At 65.1% G+C, this 19,262-nt stretch carries 18 protein-coding genes; 9 read left to right on the forward strand and 9 right to left on the reverse strand.

Features of this window, described 5'->3' with window-relative positions:
* Positions 1–50: 50 nt before the first annotated feature.
* The 4 genes from ACHIRB_RS14725 to ACHIRB_RS14740 all read left to right on the forward strand — a co-directional run bounded on the left by ACHIRB_RS14725 (position 51) and on the right by ACHIRB_RS14740 (position 4,057).
* Positions 51–1,136, forward strand: a complete 1,086-nt coding sequence (locus ACHIRB_RS14725; RefSeq protein WP_199706305.1) for an S-(hydroxymethyl)mycothiol dehydrogenase — start codon at positions 51–53, stop codon at positions 1,134–1,136.
* Positions 1,133–1,762, forward strand: coding sequence for an MBL fold metallo-hydrolase (locus tag ACHIRB_RS14730; RefSeq protein ID WP_395123808.1), 630 nt, complete (start codon positions 1,133–1,135; stop codon positions 1,760–1,762). The genes ACHIRB_RS14725 and ACHIRB_RS14730 overlap by 4 nt, the downstream gene beginning before the upstream one ends.
* A gap of 121 nt (positions 1,763–1,883) precedes the next feature.
* Complete coding sequence (locus ACHIRB_RS14735; protein ID WP_395123809.1) at positions 1,884–2,597, forward strand: sensor domain-containing protein; 714 nt, start codon at positions 1,884–1,886, stop codon at positions 2,595–2,597.
* A 164-nt stretch (positions 2,598–2,761) separates the two neighbouring features.
* Positions 2,762–4,057 carry a DUF4192 domain-containing protein gene (locus tag ACHIRB_RS14740; protein ID WP_395123810.1) on the forward strand — a complete coding sequence of 432 codons (1,296 nt, stop codon included), beginning with the start codon at positions 2,762–2,764 and terminating at the stop codon, positions 4,055–4,057.
* A gap of 7 nt (positions 4,058–4,064) precedes the next feature.
* Here ACHIRB_RS14740 and galE read toward each other — a convergent pair whose 3' ends face one another.
* Together galE and ACHIRB_RS14750 are read right to left on the reverse strand one after the other, a co-directional pair.
* Positions 4,065–5,054: a UDP-glucose 4-epimerase GalE gene (galE, locus tag ACHIRB_RS14745; protein WP_395123811.1), complete on the reverse strand. Its 990-nt coding sequence runs from the start codon at positions 5,052–5,054 to the stop codon at positions 4,065–4,067.
* Complete coding sequence (locus ACHIRB_RS14750; RefSeq protein WP_395123812.1) at positions 5,051–5,743, reverse strand: metal-dependent transcriptional regulator; 693 nt, start codon at positions 5,741–5,743, stop codon at positions 5,051–5,053. Before ACHIRB_RS14750 ends, galE begins: the two co-directional genes overlap by 4 nt.
* A gap of 202 nt (positions 5,744–5,945) precedes the next feature.
* On the opposite strand from ACHIRB_RS14750, the gene ACHIRB_RS14755 reads away from it, so the two are divergent.
* Both ACHIRB_RS14755 and ACHIRB_RS14760 read left to right on the forward strand, forming a co-directional pair.
* Positions 5,946–7,223 carry an acetoin utilization protein AcuC gene (locus tag ACHIRB_RS14755; RefSeq protein ID WP_395123813.1) on the forward strand — a complete coding sequence of 426 codons (1,278 nt, stop codon included), beginning with the start codon at positions 5,946–5,948 and terminating at the stop codon, positions 7,221–7,223.
* 25 nt (positions 7,224–7,248) lie between these two features.
* Positions 7,249–9,876, forward strand: coding sequence for a bifunctional acetate--CoA ligase family protein/GNAT family N-acetyltransferase (locus ACHIRB_RS14760; RefSeq protein WP_395123856.1), 2,628 nt, complete (start codon positions 7,249–7,251; stop codon positions 9,874–9,876).
* Between the two features lie 159 nt (positions 9,877–10,035).
* Here the strand turns inward: ACHIRB_RS14760 and ACHIRB_RS14765 are convergent, their stop codons facing one another.
* The 3 genes from ACHIRB_RS14765 to ACHIRB_RS14775 all read right to left on the reverse strand — a co-directional run bounded on the left by ACHIRB_RS14765 (position 10,036) and on the right by ACHIRB_RS14775 (position 13,084).
* Complete coding sequence (locus ACHIRB_RS14765) at positions 10,036–11,004, reverse strand: sigma-70 family RNA polymerase sigma factor (RefSeq protein ID WP_199706298.1); 969 nt, start codon at positions 11,002–11,004, stop codon at positions 10,036–10,038.
* A gap of 201 nt (positions 11,005–11,205) precedes the next feature.
* Complete coding sequence (locus ACHIRB_RS14770; RefSeq protein ID WP_395123814.1) at positions 11,206–12,699, reverse strand: DUF7782 domain-containing protein; 1,494 nt, start codon at positions 12,697–12,699, stop codon at positions 11,206–11,208.
* A 13-nt stretch (positions 12,700–12,712) separates the two neighbouring features.
* Positions 12,713–13,084 (reverse strand): DUF3099 domain-containing protein, encoded by a 372-nt coding sequence (locus ACHIRB_RS14775; protein ID WP_395112123.1) that lies wholly within the window; start codon positions 13,082–13,084, stop codon positions 12,713–12,715.
* 105 nt (positions 13,085–13,189) lie between these two features.
* Between ACHIRB_RS14775 and ACHIRB_RS14780 the strand changes: the two genes are divergently transcribed.
* Positions 13,190–13,426: a DUF3039 domain-containing protein gene (locus ACHIRB_RS14780; RefSeq protein ID WP_199706295.1), complete on the forward strand. Its 237-nt coding sequence runs from the start codon at positions 13,190–13,192 to the stop codon at positions 13,424–13,426.
* Here the strand turns inward: ACHIRB_RS14780 and ACHIRB_RS14785 are convergent.
* Positions 13,399–14,574 (reverse strand): YihY/virulence factor BrkB family protein, encoded by a 1,176-nt coding sequence (locus tag ACHIRB_RS14785; protein WP_395123857.1) that lies wholly within the window; start codon positions 14,572–14,574, stop codon positions 13,399–13,401. The genes ACHIRB_RS14780 and ACHIRB_RS14785 overlap by 28 nt on opposite strands.
* Before the next feature lie 208 nt (positions 14,575–14,782).
* On the opposite strand from ACHIRB_RS14785, the gene ACHIRB_RS14790 reads away from it, so the two are divergent.
* Positions 14,783–16,492: a DEAD/DEAH box helicase gene (locus ACHIRB_RS14790; protein ID WP_395123815.1), complete on the forward strand. Its 1,710-nt coding sequence runs from the start codon at positions 14,783–14,785 to the stop codon at positions 16,490–16,492.
* A gap of 131 nt (positions 16,493–16,623) precedes the next feature.
* On the opposite strand, the gene ACHIRB_RS14795 is transcribed toward ACHIRB_RS14790, so the two are convergent.
* Positions 16,624–16,818 carry a DUF7455 domain-containing protein gene (locus ACHIRB_RS14795; protein ID WP_395112874.1) on the reverse strand — a complete coding sequence of 65 codons (195 nt, stop codon included), beginning with the start codon at positions 16,816–16,818 and terminating at the stop codon, positions 16,624–16,626.
* Between the two features lie 194 nt (positions 16,819–17,012).
* Here ACHIRB_RS14795 and ACHIRB_RS14800 point away from each other — a divergent pair, with 194 nt between their 5' ends.
* Positions 17,013–17,360 (forward strand): DUF952 domain-containing protein, encoded by a 348-nt coding sequence (locus ACHIRB_RS14800; protein ID WP_395123858.1) that lies wholly within the window; start codon positions 17,013–17,015, stop codon positions 17,358–17,360.
* A gap of 2 nt (positions 17,361–17,362) precedes the next feature.
* Here ACHIRB_RS14800 and ACHIRB_RS14805 read toward each other — a convergent pair whose 3' ends face one another.
* Complete coding sequence (locus ACHIRB_RS14805; protein ID WP_395123816.1) at positions 17,363–18,028, reverse strand: response regulator; 666 nt, start codon at positions 18,026–18,028, stop codon at positions 17,363–17,365.
* The gene (locus ACHIRB_RS14810) at positions 18,025–19,233 is read right to left on the reverse strand and encodes a sensor histidine kinase (protein ID WP_395123817.1); all 1,209 of its coding nucleotides are present in this window, start codon (positions 19,231–19,233) and stop codon (positions 18,025–18,027) included. Before ACHIRB_RS14810 ends, ACHIRB_RS14805 begins: the two co-directional genes overlap by 4 nt.
* Positions 19,234–19,262: the final 29 nt, after the last annotated feature.

Consider the following 19,262-nt stretch of genomic DNA (forward strand, 5'->3'; position numbering starts at 1 on the left):
GAACTGTGGGACTTCAAACAACACGTTCGTCGAAGATCCGGAGGCAAGTTGTGACCCAGCGAGTTCAAGGTGTCGTATCCCGCGCACAAGGCGAGCCCGTCAGCTTGGAAACGATACTGATTCCCGATCCGGGTCCAGGTGACGTCGTCGTCACGATCCAGGCGTGCGGGGTGTGCCACACCGACCTGCACTACCGCGAGGGCGGCATCAACGACGAGTATCCATTCCTGCTCGGCCACGAGGCAGCCGGAGTCGTCGAGGCGGTCGGAGAGGGCGTCGACCGCGTTGCGGTCGGCGATTTCGTCGTCCTGAACTGGCGCGCGGTCTGCGGTGTCTGTCGAGCGTGTAAACGCGGTCGACCGTGGTACTGCTTCGACACCCACAATGCGAGCAAGAAGATGACGCTCGAAGACGGCACCGAACTGTCGCCCGCGCTCGGAATCGGTGCCTTCGCCGAGAAGACGCTCGTACACGAAGGACAGTGCACGAAGGTCGATCCGACGGCGGATCCCGCGGTCGTCGGCCTGCTCGGTTGCGGCGTGATGGCAGGCCTCGGCGCTGCGATGAACACCGGCAACGTCGGTCGAGGCGATTCCGTTGCCGTGATCGGTTGCGGCGGCGTCGGTTGCGGCGCTATTGCAGGCGCGCGGCTCGCCGGTGCGACCACGATCATCGCCGTCGATCTCGATCCCGGAAAACTCGCGTGGGCAACCGATCTCGGTGCGACCGACACCATCGACGCCAGTTCCGGTGATGTCGTCGAAGCCATTCAGGCGCTGACCGACACCTTCGGAGCCGACGTCGTTATCGATGCGGTCGGCAGGCCGGAGACCTGGCTGCAGGCCTTCCACGCCAGAGACCTGGCGGGAACTGTTGTCCTGGTAGGTGTTCCGACGCCGGACATGAAACTCGAACTGCCGCTGATCGACGTGTTCAGCCACGGTGGTGCCTTGAAGTCGTCGTGGTACGGCGATTGCCTGCCCGAGCGCGACTTCCCGATGTTGGTCGATCTCTATCAGCAGGGTCGGCTGCCGCTGGACAAGTTCGTCACCGAGCGGATCGGTCTCGCCGACGTCGAGGCCGCGTTCGCGACGATGAAGAAGGGGACCGTACTGCGCTCGGTCGTCGTCCTGTGAGCGGGCTGCGCATCGATCGGGTCGTGACGTCGGGAACGTTTTCGCTCGACGGCGGTACCTGGGACGTCGACAACAACGTCTGGCTGATCGGCGACGACTCCGAGGTCGTCATCGTCGACGCGGCACACACCGCGGCGCCGATCGTCGACGCAGTCGGAGGTCGGCGGGTCGTGGCGATCGTCTGCACGCACGGCCACGACGACCACGTGACGGTCGCTCCGGAACTGGCTGCGGCCCTGGATGCTCCGGTGTATCTGCACCCGGCCGACGACATGCTGTGGGAACAAACACATGCAGGTACGTCGCACCTCGCGCTGGCGGACGGGCAACGCATCGCAGTCGCGGGAACCGACATCCTCGCCATGCACACCCCCGGCCACTCGCCAGGTTCGACGTGCCTGTATTTGCCGGAGGCAGGAGAACTGTGCACTGGCGACACCCTGTTCGCAGGCGGACCCGGCGCGACCGGACGCTCGTTCTCCGACTTCGGGACGATCATCGACTCGATCACCGCACGCCTGTTCGCGCTGCCCTCGGAGACGAGGGTCCGGACCGGACACGGCGACGGCACGACGATCGGATCCGAGGCGCCGCACCTGGAGGAATGGATAGCGCGCGGACACTAGATCGACGGCATCCGGACTGACTCGCCCCGGCGGCGGGTTCGCGGGTATCTGCGCACGTGTGTGCGACAGTGGAACGAGGGCGTGTGTCACTGTGCGCCGACTCGTTCAGGAGGATGTAAAATTGACGTTGCGCCGACGGCACTGCCTCGCTCCGGCGGCGCTCGGGATGGTTTTAGCGCTGTCCGGGTGTGGCTCGACGATTACCGGTGAGGCAGTCGCAGTGTCGTCGACCGCGCAGCGCGCGATACCGGGCGAACTCGCCGACCTCCTGCTCGGTCCGGGTGACTTCTCGGCACCGTACGAAGCTGTCGTCCTGCCGCCGACGGCAATGAAGGACGCAGGTTCCGACCTCGATATCGTCGACGGCGCCGAGGTCGATCCGCCCGAGTGTGGGGACAAGCCGGGCAACCAACCCACCCCGGGCGCGATCATCGTCGGCACAGCGTCGGACGCCGCGAAGAAGCCGATCTCGACGATCACGATCGGGCTCACCAGGACGACACGATCCACCGAAACCCTCGCCGCACGGCGCGACCGTCTCGACCGCTGCCCGGACGTGACGGTGACGACCAAGGACGGTGTCACCGTGAAGCTGCGCAACGAGGTCACACCGGCGCCCCCGATCGATGCCGACGACACCCTCGCCGTCAAGCAGACCGCCACATCGGGATCGGCGGAGAAACCGTTCGTTCAGGAGTTGAGCACCTTGTCTGCGCAGGTCGGCGATGTGGTTGTCGAGGCGGTGTTCGTGACCTACACCGGCGCGAAGCCCGATATGGCTGCGCTCGATCAGCTCTTCACCGATCAGGTGACCAAGATTCGCGCGGCAGAGTAGCCCGCGCGGTTTATAGCACACACCTCCGACCGACCGCCGTTCTCCAGCCCCCGAAATGGGCACCGCGAGGCGAGATTTTCACATTCGACCCGGTTGTCCACAGGCCACGCAAAACCGCAGGTCGGCCACGTTGGACCGCCGGCGGTGTGCGCCAGGCTCTCGCCATGACATCCTCGGCTTCCCAACACGACCCGCTGGCCATGTGGCCAGCAGTCCGCATCTCCGATCCCGGCGACCTACTGGCGGCTGTGCCCGCGCTGCTCGGGTTCCCGCCGCAACGTTCGCTCGTACTCGTCTGTGTCGGAGGACCGGCGGGAACCACGATCGGTCCGGTCGTTCGGGTGGATCTCGTGCTCCCCGGCGAACTCTCGCCCATCAACGAGGGAGGCGACGATTTCGAGCCGTTCGTATGGGGGCGCTTCGACTCGCTCACTGCGCCGGTTCTCGCATCCATCGATCACCTCGGTGAGCTGTGCGCCAGAGAGCGGGTACACCACGCGATCGCGCTGATCGTCGACGACCGCATCGAATCGCTGATCGGACCGGACCTCGGACCGGGACCGATATTCGACAACGTGGACTTCGGTGGCGACTTCGGTGGCGAATTCTGTGGTGAGGCCTTCGACGATCGGGCCGAGGACGGTCCATACGACGACTTCGATCTCAGTGAGGTCTACGAGGAGATCGCCGACGCACTCGGCGCCGGCCTCGCTGCGCACGGAACGATTTTGGTCGGTGCGCACATCACGATGGAGATAGCCGCGGGGGAGTTCTGGTGGAGTTTGCTCGGCGATCGTCGAACCGGGTTTCTCCGCGACCCGGGCTCGTCCACAGCGGCGGCAATGAACGTGCTGCACGGTCGCCAGATTCGCGGATCACGTGCGGAGGTCGCTGCCGTGCTGGAACCGGGCGATCCGCTCGAGCGGATCGAGGTAGCGAAGCTCCTGGCCGACGCTGCGGAATCGGCGTTTTCGGCGCGACGACGCGCGGCACGTGCGGGCACCAAGGATGCACACAGCCGAAACGAGTTGGTGCGCGTTCTGTTCCAGGTCGAGAACGTCGCGACCGGTGCGGTTCTCGGGCCTGCGGAGATCGTGGAACTCGGCGTTGCGTTGACGAACATCGACGTCCGCGACTGCGCCCTCGTTCTCGCGACCGGTGAGCAAGCAGACGCTGCCGAACAGGTCTGGCTGACGATGGTGCGACTACTGCCTGATCCGTACTACGCCGATGCCGCCGCCCTGCTGGGCTACAGCTGCTACGTGCGCGGCGACGGACCACTTGCCGGCATCGTCTTCGAGGCTGCACGGCGATCCGATCCCGACCATCGGCTCGCGAATCTGCTGGACGGTGCACTGCAGAACGGCGTGCCACCTCAGGTGATGCGATCGCTCGCCGACACGAGCTTTGCCGTTGCGAAACGTCTCGGTGTCATCCTGCCGCCGCCGCGGCGCGAGTGACGCGAGGTCAGTGCGCTGGACGCGCGGCGTGCGAACGATCCCCGAGGCCTTGGAAGTAAGCCCATGCGTCGGAGACGATCTCGTCGAGGTCGGTGTGCACGGGTCGCCAGCCGAGTTCGTCGGTTGCCCGATCGCTCGACGCGACGAGGACCGCAGGATCACCCGCGCGCCGCGGCGCGTCCTGCGCTGCGATCGACTTCCCGGTGACCCGCTCACACGCCGAAATCACTTCGCGCACAGAGAATCCGGTGCCGCTGCCGAGGTTGTAGATGCGATGCTCGCCCGCGGTGCAGGACTCCAGCGCGAGGATGTGTGCGTCGGCGAGGTCGCGGATATGGATGTAATCGCGAACGGCGGTGCCGTCTGTCGTCGGCCAGTCGGTGCCGAAGACCGAAATCTTCTCGCGAACCCCCGCCGCGACCTGAAGAACGAGAGGAATCAAATGTGTTTCGACAACCCGGTTTTCGCCGAATCCCGCATACGCGCCCGCGACGTTGAAGTACCGCAGACTCGTCGCGGCCAGACCGTGTGCAGCCGCGTACGACGTGATCACATGATCGATGGCCAACTTCGATGCACCGTAGGGATTGGTCGGGCGAGTCGGCGCCTCCTCACGGATAGGCGAGGCTTCGGGTTCGCCGTAGGTGGCGGCGGTCGAGGAGAACACCAACCGAGGAGTGCCGGTGGTGCGCATCGCTTCGAGTAGATCGAGCGTCTTGACGACGTTGCCGTACCAGTACTTCTCGGGCTGCACGACCGATTCGCCGACCAGCGATTGCGCGGCGAAGTGCGCGACGCCGTCGAAGGAACCACCGGCGAGCACTTTCTCGGCCACCGCCGCGACGTCGCCTTCGACGAATTCCGCGCCCTCGGGCACGGCGTCGGCATTACCGGTCGACAGATCGTCGACGACGACGACGTCGTGGCCGCGTTCGAGGAGGACCTGTGCGCAGACGCTTCCCACGTACCCGGCTCCGCCGGTCACCAGTAATTTCACTGAACGAGCTTCACCTGCACCGCGTGCGCCATCTCTTCCGACAGGTCGAATTCCTCGTGACCCGGGACGGTGATGGCGACCGTTCCGCCTGGTTTGACCTCGACGGTGACTCGCGCGTCCGGCACCACACCGGCTTCACGAAGACGCCCGATCACCTCGGGGTCGGTTTGAATGTGCTCGGCGAGACGTCGAACGACGACAGCAGCCGGCTTGCCGACCGCGACGTCGGTCAAACGGACGAGCACCTCGTCCGCATCGGTCGGCTTGTCCATGCCGAGCTCGTCCAAGCCGGGGATGGGGTTGCCGTACGGCGATGTCGTCGGATTGTTGAGCACGACGACGAGGCGGCGTTCTACTTCCTCGCTCATCACGTGCTCCCACCGGCATGCTTCGGCGTGGACCTGCTGCCAGTCGAGCCCGATGATGTCGACGAGAAGTCGCTCGGCGAGGCGGTGCTTACGCATCACCGCAATGGCCAGATTGCGGCCTTTCGCAGTCAGCTCGAGATGCCTGTCGCCGGCAACAAGAAGCAACCCGTCACGTTCCATCCGTGCGACCGTCTGGCTGACCGTGGGACCGCTCTGCTCGAGGCGCTCGGCTATCCGCGCCCGCAGTGGAACCACACCCTCTTCCTCGAGGTCGTAAATGGTACGGAGGTACATCTCCGTGGTGTCGACTAGATCCTTCACCCTCACACCCCTTCGTCACAGAAATTCTACCTATACTGGGCATCCGTTTGTGGTGCCACGGATTTCTACTGCGCGAGTCGCGTTCGTAGACGCCCGCGAACAACAGCGATCGACCGCGGACGAGCCGCGTACAGGCGAACCTCACCAGGTGGAACGCGCCGATAGCCGCGATCCTTCCCCCGGGCACAGTAGCGTGATGCATATGCCCGCGTTGCCACCGCAGGAGACGTCACAGCCCGGGTCGAAGTCTGCCGCCAGGTCGAGCAGCGTCGTGTGGAGTCCGAGCTATCTCGGCTACACCTGGACCCGCGGACACCCGATGAATCCCACACGGCTGGACCTCACGATGCGGCTTGCTCGGGCAATCGGGCTGCTCGACGGCGTCGAGATGATCGAACCGTCGGCGGCGAACGACGCTGATCTGTTGCGCATCCACACACCCGACTACATCGCTGCCGTCAAGACCGCGAACACCCATCCGGTACCTCTCGATGCGCTGGATCCGCCGTTCGGGCTCGGCTCCGCCGATAACCCGATTTTTCCGAACATGCACGAGGCCGCCTCGATCATCACGGGCGGCACCCTTGCCGCGGCCCGCGAGATCGCGGCGGGACGCACCAGGCGCGCGGTGAGCATCGGCGGCGGTATGCATCACGCCATGGCCGGGTCCGCCGCGGGATTCTGTGTGTACAACGATGTCGCTGTCGCGATTTCGTGGTTGTTGGACAACGGCTACGACCGGATCGCCTACATCGACGTCGACGTTCACCACGGCGACGGCGTGCAGCGCGCGTTCTACGCCGACCCACGTGTGCTCACCATCTCCGTTCATCAGCATCCGGCGACGCTGTGGCCGAGCACCGGCTACCCGAGCGAGTGCGGCGTCGGGGCCGCGGAAGGCACGTCGATCAACTTGGCGGTGCTTCCCCAGACATCGGATGCCATGTGGCTCCGGGCATTTCACGCGATCGTTCCCGGTGCCGTCGAGTCGTTCCGGCCGCAGATCATCATCAGCCAGTGTGGTGTCGACACCCATCGGGAAGACCCTCTCGCCGACCTCGCGCTCACGGTCGACGGTCAGCGCGCCGCGTTTCTCGCCATGCGGGACCTTGCCGACACCCATGCGGAGGGACGCTGGCTTGCTGTCGGTGGCGGCGGCTACGGATTGATCAGGGTGGTGCCGAGGTCGTGGACGCATCTGATCGCGGCCGCCCTCGATCGCACGATCGACCCGAACACCCCGATACCGGACTCGTGGAGCGACTACGTCGCGACGATCGCGCCGTCCGTGGCACTACCCGACACGATGGGTGAAGGCGGAGACGTCGCCTACCGACCGTGGGACGGCCCCGGTGGCGCCGCCGAAACCGGTATCGCCGAACAGGATCGAGCGATCCGGGCAATCGATACAGCAATAATCGCAACGCGCAGAGCCACCTTCCCGCTACTCGGACTCGACCAGGACGACCCACGTGACTGAGCCGACCCCGTTTCCCGAGCACCGCATGGCCGACGTGCTCGCTTCGGACGGCGGCGTCGTGCACCTGCGCCCGATCTTGCCGACCGATGCGGACGCGCTCGTCGCATTCCACGGCGCGCTGTCCGAGCGCACGCGCTATCTGCGCTATTTCGGACCGTATCCGCACATGTCGGACAAGGACGTCGAGCGTTCGACCAACGTCGATCACCGCAATCGCGTGGCCCTTGTCGCGATACTCGGCGATGCGATCATCGCGATCGGACTCTACGAGCGCCTACCCGACGAGAAGACCGGAAACTGGTCCAATTCTGCGGAGGTGGCGTTCGTCGTCGCGGATTCCCATCAGGGTCGCGGCCTCGGGTCGATCCTGCTGGAACATCTTGCGGGCGCTGCCGCCGAGAACGGGATCGAGACGTTCGTCGCCGAGGTGCTCGCCGAGAATCGCGGAATGGTGACGGTGTTCAAGGAGGCCGGCTATCAGGTCCGTCGCAGCATCGACGGCTCTGTGCTGCATCTCGAGTTCGCCATCGATCCGTCCGAAGCTCTGCTCTCGGTGCGTAATTCGCGAGAATTGGCATCGGAAGCCCGCAGTGTTCGAAACCTGCTTTCACCGAAAACCATTGCGTTGATCGGTGCGTCGACGACAAAAGGAAAAGTCGGCAACGCCGTCCTTTCGAACATCTTGAACGCGGAATTCATGGGTCCGGTATTTCCCGTCAACGCCGTACATCGGTCGGTCCGCGGCGTGCGGGCCTACGCAACGGTGCGCGACATACCCGACGACGTCGACCTCGCCATCGTCGCTGTACCCGCAGTGGAGATCGAAGCCGTGTTCGACGATTGCCTGGCCAAGGGCGTGAAAGGTCTGATCGTGTTGTCGGCAGGCTTCGCCGAGACCGGCACCGACGGCTTCGACGCGGAACGCCGCCTGGTTCGTGACGCCCGCGGGCACGGGATGCGGCTCGTCGGGCCGAACGCGCTCGGTGTCGCGAACACCGACCCGCAGGTCGCCCTGAACGCAACCTTGGCGTCCGAACTGCCCGCACGGGGGCGAGTCGGTTTCTTCTGCCAGTCCGGTCCGCTCGGAGCTGCCATTTTGGGGGAGGCGGCCAAACGCAGGCTCGGGCTGTCGACCTTCGTCTCGGCAGGCAACCGAGCCGACGTGTCGGGCAACGACCTGCTGCAGTACTGGGATTCCGACGCCGATACCGACGTCGTGCTGCTGTACCTGGAGAGCTTCGGTAACCCACGCAAGTTCTCGCGTATCGCCCGCCGCGTTGCCAGGAACAAGCCGATCGTTGCAGTACGAAGTGGACTCAGTGCCGCGCGGAACCGGGCGACGCACGACCAGGCCGTCGACGGTTCGATCGCCGCCGATCTGTTCTCACAGGCGGGTGTCATCCAGGTCGAGACGATCTCCGAATTGTTCGACTGCGCCGTACTGCTCGGCTATCAGCCACTACCGCGAGGCCCGCGCGTCGCCATCGTCTGCAACAGCACCGCGCTGGGTTGGCTCGCAGGCGGCGCCGCGGAGTCGGAAGGCTTGCAGGTCGGCGAGCAGGTCGATCTCGGACCCGGCGCAAGCCCCGACGAATTCGCCGCGGCCATCCGCACGGCGATCGAATCCCGTGACGTCGACGCGGTGATCGCAATCTTCGTGCCACCGATCGCGGTGCCGACTCGGCCGTTCGCGGAAGCGTTTCGGCATGCGGCGAGCGGCGCGGCCAAGCCGGTGCTGACCACGTTCTTCGGCGAAGAGGGCATTCCGAAGGCGTTGGAGGTCGCGGGACCCGACGGCACGCCTGTCGCAGGCTCGATACCGTCCTATCCGGATCCGGAACGTGCGGCCCGTGCACTCGGGCGCGTCTTTCGATACTCGCAGTGGCGGGAGCGGCCGATCTCGAATGTTCGCAGGCCGCCGGACATTGCGGGCGAGCATGCGGCCGAACTGGTCGCGTCGAGGCTGGCAACCGAGCCGGGCGGTCGCTGGCTGACCGACCTCGAGGCCGCCGAACTACTGGCTTGTTACGGCATTCCGGTGGTCGAGTTTCGTGAAGTGACCAGCGAGGACGAAGCCGTTGCGGCGGCCGAGGAGCTCGGATACCCGGTTGCGGCGAAGGCAACGGGGGAGATGTGGCGAAGCCGACCCGATCTCCGTGGGGTCAGGCTCGATCTGTCGGGACCCAAATCGGTGAGCCGCGGCTACCACGACCTTGCCGCTTTGTCGGGTCAGCCGCTCGTGCACGTGCAGCGGATGGCGACGCGCGGTCTCGGGTGTGTGGTGCGTGTGCAGGACGATCCGTCGTTCGGGTCCGTCGTGTCTTTCGGTCTGTCGGGTCCTATCCTCGATCTGCTCGGCGACCGTGCCTACCGGGCGTTACCGCTCACCGAAGACGAGGCCGTCGCGCTGGTCGAGGCACCACGCGCAGCGCCGCTGCTGTCGGGCACGGCGACCTCCGAGGCAGTGAACAAGGATGCACTGGCCGAAGTCCTGCAACGGATTTCAGCGCTCTGTGACGACCTCGCGGACGTGCGCGAACTGTCGTGCGAACCGATTCTCGCGTCGGGTCGGCGTGCGGAAATCCTGTACGCGCGCGTGCGGATCGGCCCGCCGCCGAATCGTGAGGATCTGGGTCCGCGCAGACTGCGGTGACCCGGCTGTCCCGGAAAGAAGTTTCGCGCCGACCGGATCCGCGTGGAGCTCTCGAGGGGGATGAGAGCTCCAGCGATCCGGTCGACGCGATGGGTGGCCGTCGGCGACCGTAGTCCAGCCGCAGGCGCACCTATTCGGGTGTTGGTTTCGTTGCGAACGTCAGCTCGCGTAGGCGCGCAGTCGCTCGGCGCGATCGCCCTTGCGCAGTTTGCCCATCACTTCGCGTTCGATCTGGCGTACCCGCTCGCGAGACAGACCGAACAGCTTGCCGATCTGGTCGAGAGTGCGCGGCTGACCGTCGTCGAGGCCGAAGCGCAGCCGAATGACCTGCTGCTCCCTCTCGTCTAGCGTGGAGAGGACACTGCGGACGTCGCTGTGCAGCAACCCGGCGATGACGGCACTTTCTGCCGACGTCGCCTCGGAGTCTTCGATGAAGTCGCCGAGTGGCGCTTCTTCGTCGCTTCCGACGGGCATGTCGAGGCTTACCGGATCGCGGCTGTGGTCGAGGAGATCGGCGATCTTGTGCACCGGGATGCCGGATTCGGCAGCCAGTTCCGCGTCGGTGGCTTCGCGACCCAGCTGCTGATGTAGTTCGCGCTTGATGCGAGCCAGTTTGTTGACCTGCTCGACCAGGTGGACTGGCAGGCGGATCGTGCGGCTCTGATCGGCCATGCCGCGCGTGATGGCCTGACGGATCCACCACGTCGCGTAGGTCGAGAACTTGAAGCCCTTGGCGTAGTCGAACTTCTCCATCGCGCGGATCAGTCCGAGGTTGCCCTCCTGGATCAGGTCCAGCAGTGGCATTCCGCGGCCGGTGTAGCGCTTGGCCAGCGAGACGACGAGTCGGAGGTTGGCTTCGAGCAGATGGGCTCGGGCCGCACGACCTTCGCGGACAACGGTCGTGAGGTCACGCCGTTTGGTCACCGACAGTCGCTTGGCGGTCGCGAGCAGATGCTGCGCGTACAGACCGGCCTCGATTTTCTTGGCCAGTTCGACCTCTTCGACGGCACTCAACAGAGCGGTCCTGCCGATGCCGTTCAGGTACACGCGTACCAGATCGGCGGCTGGGCTCTGGGCGTCGAGATCGGCGTCGCTCGGACGTAGGCGAACTGTGCTGGGGCCTGTCATGACTTGCCTCCCTGAATCGGTGGTGTCTCATATGGATCAACGGACACACACCCCTGAAAGTTCCCTCGATTCCCGTCTTCAAACACTCCTGAGCAGCAGTTTTCACGGATTCGTCCTGAGAAGTTGCTGAGAAGGTTCCACGGGCGGGAACACCGGTGGAACTTCTTGTGGAACGTCTCGAGGAACTCGGGGTCGTGCGGGTCAGGCTGGAGTGAGCAAGCCGTGCCGCACCAGAGCACGGACAAGTCCGCTTGCGGAGGCGAGCAAGTCGTCGGAAGCCGGCTCACCGGTGTGCGCCGCCGCAAGCAGCTCCACCAATTCCGACAACGCCAAGCCGTCGGGTCGCATTCCCGACACCAGCGCGACGCCGAGTTCGTCGACGTCGTGGCTCCAACTCGGACCGTTGCCGCGGTGCAGCCGTGTCGCGACTTCGTTCCAGCCCTCCGCGCCCGGCTGAAATACCCGCTCCAACGCCGTCGCTGCGTCGACGCGGAACCGGGCCTCGAGCACGTCGTGCTCACGCAGCCACGCGGACCGCGCGAAGTAGGCAGGCGCTTCGGCACCGAGCGGATCGGAGAAGCCGTGTGTCAGGTCTTCGGCAAGCACCTCGGTCGGCGCGTCGATGCGCCGCAGATAGACGTAGCCGAAGCCGATGCCTTCGACACCCGCCGCGGCGAAGTGCTCGAGCCACTCCTGCGCCTGTGCCTGCGCTGCTTCGGCGCGCGGATCGAGGCCGGCGTCGCGCTGCCACGTTCCGACGTACAACGCGGGGTCGGCGACATCACGCTGGACGACCCACGCGTCGATGCCGTAGTCGGGCAGCCACGACGCCACGCGCTGCCGCCAGTCCTCGCCTTCGATGTGCACCCACGACGCCAGCATCGCCGCGGAGCCGTTGGGTGCCAGCAGTTCGGGTGTGCCCGATACGACGAGTTTGCTGGCGCCGTCGAGATCGAGTCCGGAGTCGCGGTAGTTGTGGGCAACCCGAGCAAGGCCGACGACGAAGGGCGGATTGGCAACCACCCGATCGAAGGTGCGGCCTGCGACAGGTTCGAACCAGGAACCCTCGACAAGTTCGATATCGACGTCGTTCAGAGCCGCGGACGCGGCGGCGAGCCACAACGCACGGGGGTTGACGTCGGTCGCGGTCACCGATGTCGCGTAGCCGACTGCGTGCAGCGCCTGAACGCCACATCCGGTACCGAGATCGAGCACGGTTCCCGTCGGGTCGGTCGGCGTTGCCTGGAGCAACGACAGCGACGCATGGCCTACCCCGAGGACGTGATCTTCGGTGATGTCGCGCGGTGCCATGCTGTCGTCGAGGTCGGACAGGATCCACTGCGGTGTGTCCTGCAACTGCAACGGCCGCAGATCCAGCGCCGCGCGAACGAGGTCGCCGGTCCGTTCGAGCAGGCCGGCGGCGACGGCATCGTCGACCGCGACGGGATGTAATGCTGCTGCGACGTCCGCGACCGCGCAATCATCGGTCAGCAGGAACAGCCGGATCAGGATGCCGAGGTCGCCAGCGCCGGTGATCAGGCGGCGGACCGGGACCGCTTCCGAGCGCGACAACGCGGCAAGCCCGTCCGTGCCGAGTAGTTCTTCCAGGGTGTCCGCATCGAACCGACAGCGAGTCAGCGCAACTCGCAGGTCCGGGCAGAGTTCGACGAGCAACGACGAGCGGGCGGCAGTCACCCGAGCAAGTGTTTCAGCCGTCGATGACGGTGTGGCGAGCAGGTTCGATCGCGGGTACCTCGGTCCGGGTGAAGCTTTCCGGACCGTAGTTGTAGGGCCGCGGTTCGTTCTTACGTCGCGGCGGACGATCGTTTGCGATCAACACAGCGACCCACGGGAGCGGGATCGACACCGCGATGATCGCGACCGAGATCCAGGCGTTCTCGAACATGCTGTAGGTGAGCGCAGCGAGCAGCAAGGCCGGGATTCGGAAGGACATGATGATCGTGTACCGCTTGACCCGAGCCCGGTGCTGAGCCTCCACCGAATCCGCTGCCTGCGTGATGACCGCGGGGTGCCGCCACGTACCGTCGTTTTCCGACGCTTGGAAACCTGCACCTGCCATAGCACCACCATGGCACTACCTGCCGACAAATGCACGCAGTGCAGGTAGATGGGACGGGTCGGACCTACTGGCGAGTATTCGGGCGGCTTCGGGCATTATTGATCCGTGAGCACAGACACAAAAGTCCGGCCCGAAGAGACCACCGACGAAACGACGAGTGACGACACTCCCAAGTTCTTCCACTACGTGAAGAAGAACAAGATTGCCGAGAGCGCGGTGATGGGAACGCACGTCGTAGCACTGTGCGGCGAAGTCTTTCCCGTCACGAAATCGGCAAAACCGGGATCTCCCGTCTGCCCGGATTGCAAGAAGATCTACGAGGGATTACGCAAAGGCGAGTGAGTCTGCGGCCGAGGTAGTGCCTCGGTCGGTTGTTCGTCACCCTCGAAGTCCGAGTCGTCACGCTCGCCGCGAGTGACGCCTCGGACCTTGTCGGTCGCGACGCGGATGGGTCCCGTAGCGAGTTGCTTCAGGTTCGTCACCGCGGCGGCACCCTCTTCGGTCGCCTGTGTCGCGATCCATTCCTTCATCTGATCGATCCGGGTCGGCCGTGCGGGCCAGAATTCCTGGATCGTCGCATTGAACTCGGCGCCCAGAATCACGGCGAACCCGAGGAAGAACGTGAAAAGCAAGAATGCGATCGGCGTTGCCAGTGCGCCGTAGGTGACGCCGCTGTCGGCAGCCCAGCTCAGATAGCGGCGCAGGCCCGCGCTCGCCGCCATGAAGAACACTCCCGCGACGAGGGCGCCGCCGAGCAGTCGATGCCACGGCAGTGACCTGTGCAGCGCGAGTTTGTACAGCGTCGTCAATCCGACGATGAGCAGCAGACCGACGATCGGGAAGTACAGAAAGTCCAGGAATCGGGTGCCGACGTCGTACCAGGAGTCGGGGAAGATCCGGGCGATCGTTGCGGGTCCGAGTGCGACGAGCGGGAGGATGAACACCGAGGCAATGAGAAACATCACATACAGCAGCAGTGCGAAGATCCGCTGCCACACCGGGTGGCGCGAATCCTTCTGATCGTGGGCCTCGACGATCGAATCCACGAACGTCGCCATGGCCGACGAGCCCGCCCACAGGGTCAGGATGAAGCCGACCGAAACGAACCCGACCCGGCCCTGTCCGAGCACGTCGGTGACCGTCGGTTGGATGATCTGATCGACGACGTTGCTGCTGAACGTGCGCTCACTGAACGAGATGATCCGACGGTGCACGATTTCGAGAATGTCGGGGCGACCGAACCAGCCGCCGACATACCCGAGGCTGCCGAGCAATCCGAGCAGTAGCGGCGGCAGTGACAGGGTTTGCCAGAAGGCTGCCGTCGCAGCCTTCGCGAATATCGAATGCCCCCATGCTTTGTCGGCTGTACGCCAGATCACCTGCCAGACGCGCCTGGGTGGCGACGCCGCAGGTAGAGGGGTGTCTGCACCGCGATCGGCAGCGTCGGGGACCTCGTCTGTGTCCTTCGCGCCGCCCGTCGATTCGTTCATGGTGATTTCCAGCATTCCTGACATTGCGCCGATCCGCCCGCTGTGCGCGATCGTGTCGCGTCACGGCGAAGCGTAGGCGCTCGCGTCGCGGGCAGCCGAATTTCCCCGCTAAGCTCGTCGCGGTGCGAGTGCGACCGAATGTGCAAGCGAAGGAGTTCCACCGATCGTGCTGAGTGAGAGTCAGGAATTGGCAGTCTCGACTGACTCGGTGACATCGAGTGCCGGCGCAGGACCGCTGCGTGCGTGGCAGCGGCGAGCATTGACGAAGTACCTGTCGAAGAAGCCACGCGATTTCCTCGCCGTAGCAACACCGGGTGCCGGAAAGACGACCTTCGCGCTCCGCGTCGCAGCGGAGTTGCTCGGTGATCGCACGGTCGACCAGGTGACGGTCGTCGCGCCGACCGAGCATCTCAAGCACCAGTGGGCCGACGCCGCCGCACGGGCAGGTATCGCGCTCGATTCACGGTTTTCCAACTCGACCGGACAGACATCGTCGGACTATCACGGTGTTGTCATCACCTATGCCCAGATCGCGGCGCACCCCGCACGACATCGCGTGCGCACGGAAAACCGGCGGACGCTGGTCATCCTCGACGAGATCCACCACGGCGGCGACGCGAAAAGCTGGGGCGACGCGGTCCGCGAAGCTTTCGGTGACGCAACTCGGCGCCTCGCGCTGACGGGAACGCCGTTCCGCAGCGACGACAGCGCCATCCCGTTCGTCACCTACGAACCCGACAACGCGGGCTTCCAACGGTCGAAAGCAGATCACTCCTACGGCTACTCGGACGCGCTGAAGGACGGCGTCGTTCGCCCCGTTGTATTCCTTGCCTATTCGGGTGAGGCTCGCTGGCGGGACAGTGCGGGCGAGGAATTCACCGCGCGGCTCGGTGAACCGCTGTCCGCCGAGCACACCGCTCGCGCCTGGCGTACCGCGCTCGACCCGACCGGTGACTGGATTCCTGCAGTGCTGCGCGCCGCGGACATGCGGCTGAGCCAGCTGCGGTCGGGCGGTATGCCCGACGCGGGTGGACTGGTCATCGCGACGGACCAGACCAACGCACGGGCGTACGCGGACTTGTTGGAGGCCCTCACCGGCGAGCGCCCGGCCGTCGTCCTGTCCGACGACCCGAGCTCGTCCAATCGCATCACCGAATTCGACAACAGCGATCAACGCTGGATGGTCGCCGTCCGCATGGTGTCCGAAGGCGTCGACGTGCCCCGGCTCGCGGTCGGTGTGTACGCGACGAGCGCGGCAACTCCGCTGTACTTCGCCCAGGCAATCGGCAGATTCGTGCGAACAAGGCGTCCGGGTGAGACCGCGAGCGTGTTTCTGCCGTCGGTCCCGGTGCTGCTCGACCTCGCTGCGCAGTTGGAAGCGCAACGCGATCACGTGCTCGGCAAGCCGCATCGCGAGAAGGACGGGTTCGACGACGATCTGCTCGCCGACGCGAACAAGACGAAAGACGAGCCGGGCGAAGACGAGAAAGCGTTCACCTCGCTCGGTGCCGACGCCGAACTCGATCAGGTCATCTACGACGGATCATCGTTCGGCACGGCGACGTTCTCCGGCAGCGACGAAGAGGCGGACTACCTCGGTCTGCCGGGTCTGCTCGATGCCGAACAGATGCGGGCCCTGCTGCGTGATCGCCAGGATCGGCAGCTGACCGATCGGCAGGCGGTCGGGTCGGAGAAGTCGGTCGCGCAGGTGAAGGCGACCGAGCGGGTTGCGGCTGCGCAGAATTTGACGGAGTTACGTCGCGAACTCAACGGTCTCGTCGCGATGCATCACCACAGAACCGGGAAGTCGCACGGAACCATTCACGGCGAGCTTCGTCGTGACTGTGGAGGTCCGCCGACGGCGATCGCCACCGCCGACCAGCTCACCGAACGTATCGCGGCTCTCCGTCGCTGGTAGGGCGCTGCGCGCCTCGTGCGTCTTTTCGGTGGTCGGGCCCGCCGAAAGGACGCACGAGCGGCGTAGCCGACGACAAATACGGACGGCCTCCCGAAGGAGGCCGCCCGCTGTAGGTAGTTGGGGAAGAGTGATCAGCTGACCGGAATGGAATCCGACTCGATCTTCGCCGCGAGTTCCACGAGACGCGTCTCGTAGGCATTGGCGTGATGCTGGCAGAAGAGCAGTTCGCCTCCGGACGTCAAAACTGCACGTACCTTGGCTGCGGCTCCGCATCGGTCACAGCGGTCCGCAGCGGTCAGCGGGGCGCTTGTCAGTGTTGCTGGCATGACTCCTCCGTCCTAGCCTCCGGCTGGCGCCGTCGGCCTGGGCCTGTCCTTCCGAGCCATGGTGGTTCGGTGGCACTACTCTTACAGACGTTCGGGAGACAGGCTTTGTTCCCGAGGGCGTTTCATTGTGTTGTCACTAACACGAAACATTGCAGAATCTTTCGCTGTGAGGAGTCTTACCCGTGGGGAGCAGAATTCACACACTGCTTCATATTTGCACGCTCGACGAGTGGCTCTCGGCGCGACGCACGGGTGAACATCGACCCGAATCTCTCGACACTCAAGGTTTCGTGCATTTGTCCGCACCGGATCAGGTCCACCTACCCGCGAACCGAATTTTTGCAGGACGCAACGACCTTGTGCTGCTGCGGCTGGACCCGAACAGACTGACCTCGCCGGTGCGCTGGGAGGCAGGCGTTCCGTCCGATCCCGAGTCGATGCGGTTCCCGCACCTCTACGGTCCGCTGCCGACCGCGGCCGTCACCGCCGTCACCGAATACCGACCCGACGCCGATGGAACGTTCGGTCCGCTGCCAGGTTGAGTTCAACTGCTCGCAAGACCACGCGCGACGATCGCTGCCTGCACCCTGGACGTGACTCCCAGCTTCGTCAGCACCTTCGACACGTGCGTCTTGACTGTCGTCTCCCGGATGTAGAGCCGCGACGCGATCTGCGTGTTGGACAGCCCGTCACCGAGACAGTCCAGAACTTCGCGTTCGCGTTCGGTGAGGTCGGCGACGCCTGGCGGTGTCGCCGTGTCGGGCGCAGTCGACGCGAAGGCATCGATCAGGGTCCGAGTGACCTGCGGTGCCAGCACGCCGTCACCGGCCGCGACCGACTTGACGGCATCGACGAGTGTGTCGGCCGACGCGGACTTCAACATAAATCCCGACGCTCCTGCCCGCAGGGCTCGGAAGACGTACTCGTCGATCTCGAACGTCGTCAGAATCAGCACCTTGGCAAGGCCGGCCGTCGTTATCTGTGCGGTCGCAGCTATGCCGTCGACGCCAGGCATGCGGACGTCCATCAGAACGACGTCCGGGCGGAGCGCTTTGGTCTGTGCGACTGCGACATCACCGTCAGCTGCTTCGCCGACGACGACCATCCCGTCGACCGAGCCCAGAATCAGCCGCAACCCCGACCGAATGGCCGCGTGATCGTCGGCGATCAGGATCTTGATGACGGACCTGTCTGCCGGTTCGGCGGTCATGTCGTCCCTGTCCGTTCAGTCGGTGTCATGGGTGAGGAGAGAGGCAACGACGCACGCACACACCATCGCCCAGCGCGCTCGCCCGCAGCGAACGATCCGCCGAGCAGTTCGGTTCGTTCACGCATGTTGCGCAATCCGCTGCGCGGTGAGTCGAGGTCGGCAGTCGCGGAGTTCCGCGCTGTGACCGCATTGGTCACGGTCAGCAACAACTGATCCGGGTCGACGCGGACCTCCATGTCGACGGCCTGGCCGGCGGCATGCTTCATCGCGTTGGTGAGCGCTTCCTGTGCGATGCGATAGGCGGTGTGGTCGACGGCAGACGGTATCGGAATGTCGTCGTGTTGGTTGCGCACGACGACGGCGGTTCCGGCGACGCGTGCGGATTCGACGAGTTTGGGCAGGTGGGCGAGACGGCGCGGCGCGGTGATCTCTCCGGACACGTCGTCGGATCGCAGCAGACCGATCATTGTCCGCATCTCGTCGAGGGCGCCGATGCTGTTGGCGCGCATGGACTTCAGAATCTCCGGGATCGAATCGGGGTTGCTTTCCTGCACCCGCAGCGCGGCTTCGGACTGGATCGCGATCGCAGAGAGGTGGCCGGCGATCACATCGTGCAGATCGCGGGCCATCGTGTTGCGTTCGTCTGCGATGGCGGCTCGACGGTCCAGTTCCGCGACGACCGTCAATGCGTGGGCGCGGGCTCGTTCGGCGTCGGCGATCTCCTTGTGTGTCCTGACGGCCAGCGCCCACCAGATCGGCGTTGCGAGGAAGGCGGACGCAATGGCGACCGCGATGGCGACCGAACGCCAGTCGCCGGTCACCGCGAGCACAGCACAGACGCCGACGACACTGCCCACGATCGACACGGCGACGACGGCCCGCGATTGCCGACGTGTTCCGTACAGTGCCACCGCGTAGACGAGGTCGGAATAGATGAGCCACACCGGTACGGTCGGGCCAAGCGCGAGGTCGATGCCGAGGGGGATCAGTCCGGCGATGATGGCCGTTGCCGGCGCGAGCCGTCGAGCGAAGGTCGCGAGGCACAGCATCGCGAGGACGCCGAAGCGAATCGCAAGCGACGGATCCGCGGCTTTCGTCGACAACGGGTACAGACCTGCGACGTAGAGCATGCCGCCGAAGACGAACATGATGACAGCGATGATCGCGCTCTGGGCTGCTATCGACAGATCTGACCAGCGTCGCACCGTCCCATCACAACACAGCCCCGAGCGAT

Source organism: Antrihabitans spumae (assembly GCF_043944905.1).
Taxonomy (GTDB): Bacteria; Actinomycetota; Actinomycetes; order Mycobacteriales; family Mycobacteriaceae; genus Antrihabitans; species Antrihabitans spumae.